Source organism: Nitratireductor aquibiodomus NL21 = JCM 21793, assembly GCF_000615975.1.
GTDB lineage: Bacteria > Pseudomonadota > Alphaproteobacteria > Rhizobiales > Rhizobiaceae > Nitratireductor > Nitratireductor aquibiodomus.
Map to the genome: position 1 here is coordinate 1 of NZ_BAMP01000138.1, position 7,641 is coordinate 7,641.

Sequence of the window (7,641 nt, forward strand, 5' to 3'; positions counted from 1 at the left end):
CGCCGAGGCCACGGCCACGGCATCGAAGCCCAGCGCGCGCGCCTCCTTTTCGACGAACGCGCGAAGCCTGTCGGCCTGCGCGCTTTTCATCAGAAATCCAGATCCGCGTAGTGAGAGACGGGGGAAAGCCCCCGCACGCGGTCAGCCAGAATGGAGCGGAAAGAGGGGCGCGATTTCATGCGGGTGTACCAGTCGCGCGCTGCCGGATAGTCGCGCCACTCGATCTCGCCCAGATAGTCGAGCACCGAGAGCGTGGCCGCGGCAGCGAGATCCGCATAGGAAAGCCTTTTGCCGGCCATCCAGTCGCGAGTGCCGGCAAGCCAGTTCGTGTATTTCATGTGCTGGCGCACATTGGTTCGCGCGGCGCGGATGGCTGCCGAATCCGGCGAACCGCCACCTTCCGACCCCGCCATCTGCGGCTTCAGGGCCCTCTCGCGCACCAGATGCCGGGTAACATCGGCATCGGCCTTGAGCAGATACCATTCGACAAGCCGGCGAATTTCCGCGCGGTCGACGGAATCCTCGGCCATCAGGCGCTTGTCGCGCTTCAGTGCGCCACGCGTCTCATCGAGATATTCCGCGATAACGGTTGCACCGACAATGGGATGGTCGCCCTCGGCAAGCAGGACGGGGATCGTGCCCGCCGGATTGAGCGTGAGAAACTCCTCGCGGCGCGCCCAGGGGCGCTCCTCAATCAGGGCGAGTTCCTCGCCATATTCGCCAAAGGAAAGCCGCACGAAACGGCAGGAAGCATAGAGGGGATGGTGAAAGAGCGTCAGCATGCGTCTGCTTCTAGAGGAAGGCTCTGGCCATTTCATGGCCGTGACGGTAATCCTTCGATTACCTGATTCTGCGAGTTCTTCCCTCAGCTATAGGGGGAGACGTATCTGCTGACAAGCAAGCCTTGATTGAGGAGCAAACATGACGGATCAGACCATCGTGGGGGCCCTTCTTCTTGGCGTGCTCGAAGGCCTGACGGAATTCATACCTGTCTCCTCGACCGGGCACATCCTGCTCGCCGGCCATTTCCTCGGTTTCGAATCCACCGGCAAGGCCTTTGAGGTGCTGATTCAGCTCGGCGCCATTCTGGCGATCCTCAGCGTCTATGCCGCGCGCCTCTGGCAGATGCTGATCGATCTGCCCCGCGACCCGGCAACGCAGCGTTTCGTGATCGGCATTCTGATCGCTTTTTTGCCGGCTGCCGTGATCGGCGTGCTGGCTTACAAAATCATCAAGAACGTGTTCTTTGAAACACCGCTTCTGATCTGCGTGATGCTCATTCTGGGCGGCTTCGTGCTCTTGTGGGTGGATCGCCGGGCAACGAAACCGCGCTATCACGACATCACGAAATTTCCGCTTTCCATGTATCTCGGGATCGGACTGTTCCAGTGCCTATCGATGATCCCCGGCACCTCGCGCTCGGGCGCGACGATCGTTGGCGGGCTCCTGATGGGCGCGGACAAGCGCTCGGCGGCGGAGTTTTCCTTCTTCCTCGCCATGCCGACCATGACCGGCGCCTTCGCCTATGATCTCTACAAGAATTACGATCTCCTCACGGCAGCGGATGTGAAGATCATCGCCATCGGCTTCATCGCCGCCTTTTTTGCCGCGCTTATGGTCGTGCGCTGGCTGCTTGGCTACGTATCGCGGCGCGGCTATGCGCTGTTTGGCTGGTGGCGGCTGCTCGTGGGCAGTGTCGGGCTGATCGCGCTGCTTGTGTGGGGGTAAGCCCGCCGGGCTCAGGACCAAATGCAGTACCGTGGTGCGTGGTTCGACAAGCTCACCATGAGGGAGGGTGTATGACTGCAAAACCAGCCGTAACACCGTAGAGACCGGCAATTCTGCAACGCTCTACATCCCTCATGGTGAGCTTCCTGAGCCTGCCGAAGGGCGAACCACGCACGACGTCGATGCAATCCGGCCAACAAAAAACCCGGCGCGAGGCCGGGTTTTTCATGTCTGTGCAGACGGCGTTTTAGGCAACGGCACCGTTGATCCAGGCCGAAAGCGCCGTCTTGGGTGCGGCGCCGACCTTCATGTCGGCCACTTCGCCGCCCTTGAACATCATGAGCGTCGGGATCGAGCGAACGCCATACTGCGCGGCGAGTTCCGGGTTCTCGTCAATGTTCACCTTGGCGATCTTGACCTTGCCACCAAGCTCGGCAGCGATCTCGTCCAGCGCGGGCGCGATCATCTTGCACGGGCCGCACCACTCGGCCCAGAAGTCGACAACCACGGGCTCGGACGCCTGCAGCACGTCGGACTGGAAATTGTTCTTGTCCGCCTTCACGGTGGCCATGGGAATTCTCCTTATCGGCAAATCTGTTCCACTAGATGTGGGGGTCGCGCGGGCACGCGTCAAGCGTTGTTGTGTCACGCCCGCGTGAGTCGTTCAAGCGCGTCTGCCAGACGTTCGGCGGGAACCGGCAGCAGCACCGGCGTTTCCGTGAACAGAAGCGCAGCCTCGACCCTGCGCCCGGGATAAAGCGGTTTCAGAAGCTCCGCATAGAGCGCAAGCTGCGCCACATAGGCTGCGGGTGCTTCTTCCAGCGATTTTGGCGCGGGGCGGTTGGTCTTGTAATCGACGATCAGAACCGCATCATCGGTGACGGCCAGGCGGTCGATCTTGCCGGAGACGGCGTGGCGGCGTTTGCCAAGCGCGAGCTCGCCCATGACGGAAACTTCGGCGCGGGACCCGGGCGCGAAGATGGGCGCGAAGCGCGTGTCCTCAAGGATCGCGCGCACCGAACGCCAGACAGCCTGCCGCTCTTCGCTGCTCCAAGTGCCGCCCACACGATCGAGATAGCGGCCCGTTGCGGCCTCACGCTCTTCCTGCGGGCATTCGGGCAACAATTGCAAAAGCTTGTGAACCGCCAGACCGCGCTGGATGGCAAAGCCCGGCTTGCGCGCCTCGTCGAGAACCGGGGAGAGGGGAGAGGGGACCGGCTCGTAATCAGCTTCGATCAGAGCGCCAGCACGCGACGGCGAGAGCGGGCGCGGCAGGTCGACCGGCATGGGCGGCGGCGTGAGAAGAGCCTCGGGAAGCGTGGTTTCGGGCGCGGTCTCCAGCAGGTTTCTCCGCCTCAGGCTTCACCGCCGGAGCATCGCTCACACGATAGCGATAGACCGGTGCGCAGATGGCGGGGCTCGCCCGTTCCTCCACCCGGTCGGCCCCGGAAAGCGCGGCGCGCACGACATTGAGCCAGGTCAGTTCCTGAGGCTCGCGCTGGCCATGATAGCCGCAGACGATGAGCCGGTCCTCGGCCCGCGTCATGCCCACATAGAGTAGGCGGCGGTATTCTTCCTCCGCCTTGATCTTTGCATCGGCTTCGAACGTGGAGGCCACCGTGTTGGAAACATCCTTGCCGGCGCGCCAGAGGAAACCCTTGCCCTGCCAACCTTCGCCGCGCGGCGCGAAGGGCATGAGCTTGCAGATGCTGCGAGACGAAGGGCGCGCTGCCCGGATCGACCAGAAACACCACCGGCGCTTCGAGCCCTTTGGCGGCGTGCACCGTCATGATGCGCAGCTCGTCGCGCGTCTGGTCCATCTCGCGCTTGATTTCCGGCGCCTGCCCTTCAAGCGCCGAAAGCAGCGCTTCGAGCCCGTTCAGCCCCGCGCGCTCGCCGGCCAGCGCAAAGGACAGGAACTCGTCGAGAATGTCGTTTGCCTCATGGCCGAGCCGGGCAACGAAAAGCCGACGCGCGCCCTCCCGCTCGCGGGTGCCCGTGAGAAGGCTCGCATAAAACTCGAAAGCCGGCTTGAACGCCGCATCGTTCTGCCAGTTCTGCAGGGTCTCGACCATGCCGGCCATTGCCGGATCTTCCAGCGCCTGCGCGCGCATGGCATCGAACAGCGGCACGGCGCGCCCGCGGTTCCAGGCCAGACGGAAGAGGCGTTCCTCATCCATGCCGAAGAGGGGGCTTTTCAGCACTGCTGCCAGCGAGAGGTCGTCATGCGGCTGGAGAAGGAAGCGGCCAAGCGCGATCAGATCCTGCACGGCGATGTGTGCTGTGAGCCGCAGGCGGTCCGCGCCGGCCACGTCGATGTGGCGGTTTTTCAGGCTACGCGAGAGCGCGTGCACGAACCGGTCGCGCTTGCGCACGAGCACCAGAACATCGCCCGCCGTGAGGCGTTTGCCCGTGCCTTCGATGATCTCGCCATTGCGGATCCAGTCCTCGACGGTTTGCGCGATGGTTTCGGCCAGCCGCACGGCGGGTGCCGAAGCGTGGTCGATGGCTTCCGTCCAGTCTTCCGGCTCATCGACGGCGACCGGCGCGATGGGCGACCAGACCTCCACATAGCCGGGCTGGCCCGCGCGAACGGCCAGATGCTCAATCGGCTCGGGATCATGCGTCAGCCCCTGCGCCACACCGGCTTTCGAGAACACGAGATCGGCGGCGCGCAGCACATCCTCGGTGGAGCGGAAGGAATAGCGCAGGCGCAGCCGCTCGAAACGGCGCTCGACCTGGCGCACCTTTTTCTCAAACGCGCGGCCGCTCTCGCCGAAGGCTGCGGGCTCCGCACCCTGAAACGAATAGATGGACTGCTTTTCATCGCCCACCGCGAAGATGGTGCGCAGGAGGCCCTCGCGCGCACTTTCGCCGGCAAAGAACTCTTCCGCCAAAAGGCGCACGATCTGCCACTGCTCGGGGCTCGTGTCCTGCGCCTCGTCGATCAACACATGGTCGATGCCCTTGTCGAGCTTGTACTGAACCCATGGCCCGGCATCGGTACGGTCCAGAAGCCGGATGGTGCGCATGATGAGATCGTTGAAATCGAGAAAGCCGCGCGCGCGTTTCAGACGCTCATAGCGGGCGATCATGCCATCGGCGATGACAAGGGCCGCACGCGTTGCCTCCAGCATGCGGAAGAGCGCCACGCGGTCGGCGGCATTGCTGATTGCCTCCGCCGCCTCGCCATAGCGCTCTACAATGTCGGGCAGGGCAGTGCGCAGCGCCTTTTTGAACGTGGTCTCGCCATAGACGCCGCCATCGGCCTTCAAAAAGCCCTTGCGCAGATGGTCGAGCCGGCGCAGCGGGTCCGCCTCCTCGAAGGCGCGGCTGGCATCGGGCACGATGCTCTTCAGAACCGTTTTGGCGTCGACGGCCTCCGCCTCGGCCACGAAGGCACGAAACGCGCCGGCATCGAAGCCCGGAAGCGGCCAGATGGAGGCGGCAATCGATGCTGCCGTGTCACCGGCTGCGAAATCGAATTCCTCGAAAAGGGCGCTGTAGGGCACCGGGTCGTTGCCGATCCCATCGATAAAGGCGCGCAAGCCGTCGCGGCGGGCGATGATCTCGGACAGAAGCTCCTGCAAGCCGCTCTCGCCGCCGCGCTCCAGCACCTCGGCAAAGGCTTCGGCCAGCGCGCCATCCTCGCCGGCGGCACCGGAGAGGAGATCGCGCCGCGCCTCGGCAAGAAGCGCCTCCTCCATTTGCGTGTCGAGCAGCTCGAAATGGCCGGCGATGTTTGCCTCCAGCGGGAACTGGTGCAGGATCGCCTCGCAGAAGGCGTGGATCGTCTGGATTTTCAGACCGCCCGGCGTTTCCAGCGCGCGGGCGAAAAGCCGCCGCGCGCGAGCAAGCTTTTCACGGTTGGGCGCCTTGCCCTCCATCCTTGCGATCACATCGGACAGCGCTTCGTCGGGCAGGAGGCTCCAGCCGGCGAGATCGCGGAACACGCGGTTGGCCATGTTGGCGGCGGCAGCGCGCGTGTAGGTGAGGCAGAGGATTTTCGAAGGATCGGCACCCTGCAAGAGAAGCCGGATCACGCGCTGGGCAAGGACGTGGGTCTTGCCGGAGCCGGCATTGGCCGAGACCCAGGCCGATGTGGCGGGGTCGGCTGCAAGCGACTGCGCCTTGACCGTGTCCTCGGGGATCACGGGAAACTTTTTCATTCGTCCCCTCCGCCTTCGCCCGCATCGCCGCCGGCAGACCATTCGAGCACGCGCGCCAGATGGTCGTAATCGCCATCCACATCGCCCTCGCGGAAGGGCAGGACACGCGAGCGATAGCCCGTCTCGGGCTTGTGATAATGGGCGAGAAGTTGACCCAGCCGTTCCCATGCCTCTTCGGCCATGCCGGGCGCGGTCTTGTCGCTGTCCTTCATGCGCAGGATGGATTCAGGCACCACCTCGCCATTGGCCTTGAGCCGCACATAGGCGAGGTCGCCGGGCTCGGCGGGACCGATATCGGCGAAGGCACCGCGCTGAAGCAGCGCCGCTTCCAGCGCAAGCTGTGGCGAGAGAAGCGTGTGCGCCTGCCGGCGCGACGGCGAGGCGCCGGTCTTGTAGTCGAGGATTTCGGCGCTGCCATCGGCGCGGATGTCGATGCGGTCGGCCCGGCCTGAAAGGGTGAGCCCGAGCTTCGCCACCTCGGTGGCCGAGGCGCGAATTTCTGCATGGCGCCTTGCGATGCCCTCGGCGCGACCGCGCTCCCACTCGATGACAGAAGCCGCCGTGCGCTCGAAGCGCGGCCACCAGACCGTTGCCACATCCTGCGGGAGACCGGCTTCGGCAAAAAGCTCGCGGCCAATGGCGATCAGCCTGTCGAGCGCGTCGGGGGCCGTCGGGTCTTCCACCTCCTTGATGAAGCGCTCTAGAACATCGTGGAAGAGATTGCCGCGTTCGGCGGCACCCGGATCGCGGATCAGCGGGTCGAGCGCGACAAGCGCCAGAATGCGTTTGGCATAGACGGCATAGGGGTCGCGCCGCAACGTCTCGATCTCGGTGATGGAGAAGCGCGTGGGACGCGCCTCGACCGGCGGCGCAGGCTCGGGCCGGGGGGCGAAATCTTCGTCCGGCCTGTCGTCCAGAAGGCGTGCCCATGCGATCAGCTCCCGGCCGCGGGCGCGCATGGTTTCGGCGACATCTTTGCCGGCAAATGCCGTGAGGCGCTGCAGCCAGCGCGAAGCGACAGCCGGCGCATCGCCGGCGCGGGCGGCGCGCGTCAGCACCACATTCTTTGTGCCCATCGCCATCATGAAATCATGCGCGGCCTGGCCGATGCGGCGCTCCGGCGGCTCCAGCGAAAGCTCGGCCTTCATCAGGCGCGACATGAAGCGGTCGGAGGAGGGAATGGCAGGCCAGGTGCCCTCGTTCATGCCGCCCAGAACCATCGTGTCGACATGCAGAAGCCGCGCTTCGAGCGCGCCCCAGATGGCCACGCGCCTGTCTGCACCCATGGTGGGTTTGACCACCTCGGTGGCGATGAGCGCGGCAAAGACCGCCGGCCATTCGCCCGCATCGAAGGGCAGGGTGGTTTGCGAACCCACCAGACCGCGCAGGAAGGCAGCCATGGCCTGTCCGCGCTCGCCGTCATAGTAATTTGTCAGACTGCCGTCTTCGGAACGGCCCAGTGCTTCCAGTACTTCCACCGTTGCGCGCGCCATTTCAGGCATGCCGATGCCAGATTGCCCGCGCAGGGCGGCCAATGGGCGCAGCGCCTCGACCAGAGCACCGAGCACGGCGTGCGCTTCGGCCAGTGCAGCATTGTTGACGCGCGGGAACCAGAAGGGTTTGCGCGTGTCGCGTTCAATCGCTTCCCAGCGTGCTTCAAAGAGCGCATCGAGCGTGGCGATGTCAGGCCGGCCCGTGCCACCGCGCAGCGCCACGAGCTCGATGGTCTCGGCGGCGCGGCGCG

At 64.8% G+C, this 7,641-nt stretch carries 4 protein-coding genes and 1 pseudogene; 1 reads left to right on the forward strand and 4 read right to left on the reverse strand.

What is annotated here, in order from left to right:
- Positions 1 to 89 precede the first annotated feature (89 nt).
- Entirely contained in the window at positions 90 to 782 is a 693-nt protein-coding gene (locus tag JCM21793_RS22020; protein WP_007009090.1) for a glutathione S-transferase family protein, read from the reverse strand.
- 139 nt (positions 783 to 921) lie between these two features.
- Here JCM21793_RS22020 and JCM21793_RS22025 point away from each other — a divergent pair, with 139 nt between their 5' ends.
- A complete protein-coding gene (locus JCM21793_RS22025) occupies positions 922 to 1,728 on the forward strand; it encodes an undecaprenyl-diphosphate phosphatase (protein WP_025031742.1) in 807 nt (268 codons plus the stop codon).
- Between the two features lie 247 nt (positions 1,729 to 1,975).
- On the opposite strand, the gene trxA is transcribed toward JCM21793_RS22025, so the two are convergent.
- The 3 genes and pseudogenes from trxA to addB all read right to left on the reverse strand — a co-directional run.
- On the reverse strand, positions 1,976 to 2,299 hold the full coding sequence (trxA, locus tag JCM21793_RS22035) for a thioredoxin (protein WP_007009092.1): 324 nt from the start codon (positions 2,297 to 2,299) through the stop codon (positions 1,976 to 1,978).
- 74 nt (positions 2,300 to 2,373) lie between these two features.
- Positions 2,374 to 5,897: pseudogene (gene addA / locus JCM21793_RS27765) on the reverse strand (double-strand break repair helicase AddA).
- Positions 5,894 to 7,641: double-strand break repair protein AddB (addB, locus tag JCM21793_RS22045; RefSeq protein WP_025031743.1), on the reverse strand; the 1,748-nt coding region annotated here is incomplete at its 5' end. The pseudogene addA and the gene addB, both read right to left, overlap by 4 nt.